Here is a 975-nt window from a genome sequence, read left to right as displayed (position 1 = left end):
CGATGAAACTCAATGCTGCGCCGATCAATTCGATTAGCAGTGTGGTTTTAAAAACGGTATAGACAAAACCAATCAGTCCCCGGCCTGCATCCAGATTCATGGACTCACGAATGAGCATTCGTCCTTTTAGGTTGACGCGTCTGCCCATGGCCAGAATGACGCCGGCACTGATGGATGTGACACCTAAGCCGCCGATCTGGATCAGCGCAGCCAGGAAAAATTGCCCGAGAGCCGTGAAAGTATCACCGGCATCCACCACTGTCAGGCCAGTGACACAGACGGCACTGGTAGATGTGTATAAGGCATCAATGTAATCCAAATGCGTGCCGGGCTGAATGCTGCATGGCAGCATCAGCAATAGCGAACCGATAAAAATTACCAGGGCAAAGCCGCTGGCAATAATCCTGGGGGCGGATTGTGTTTTTAGTAGTTTATTCAATATGATTTCCTCCCATCGTAAACAAAAGATCTGCAATAAGATTCAGAAAAATATAAAAACAGTATAATCCAAATTCCGGAATAACGGAAGATAAAAAAGGGAAAAACCGCATTTGCACAAAAAAATACAAACACGGTTTTTCATAGAATGAATTTATTTATAATGATAATTTGCGGGCAGTTAGAAAGATTGCCTGTTTATTTCGGAGTGACAATTTTGCCGGCCACTGCACAGGCAGCTGCTGTTCTTGGTGAAGCCAGGAAAATCTCAACCTTGGAAGTGCCCATACGACCAAGGAAGTTGCGGTTATTGGTAGCCACTACACGTTCACCATCAGACAGGATACCGCCTGTTCGACCGCAGCAAAGACCACAGCCCGGATGGGTAATGATGGCTCCGGCTTCTGCCAGTGTTTCCATGATGCCAAGATCCATAGCCTGTTTGTAAATCTTACGGCTGGCAGGGGTAACGATCAACTTCACATAATCAGCTACTTTTTGCCCCTTCAAAACTTCTGCAGCAGCGGCCAGGTCTTC

Annotated in this window: 2 protein-coding genes; both read right to left on the bottom strand. The window is 46.6% G+C overall.

All coding sequences use genetic code 11. The features are described from left to right. Nucleotides 1–439, bottom strand: a 439-nt coding sequence (locus tag WMO25_RS18355) for a potassium transporter TrkG (RefSeq protein WP_349086685.1), incomplete at its 3' end; no start/stop codon positions are given. Between the two features lie 197 nt (nt 440–636). Further along, on the bottom strand, nt 637–975 hold a 339-nt coding region (locus tag WMO25_RS18350; protein WP_349086684.1), incomplete at its 5' end, for an aconitase family protein.

The sequence above is a fragment of the Coprococcus intestinihominis genome, assembly GCF_040096555.1.
In the GTDB taxonomy this organism is placed as follows: Bacteria; Bacillota; Clostridia; order Lachnospirales; family Lachnospiraceae; genus Coprococcus_A; species Coprococcus_A intestinihominis.
The sequence above is the reverse complement of the archived record's forward strand: the minus strand, read 5'-3'. Positions and strand labels throughout refer to the sequence as shown.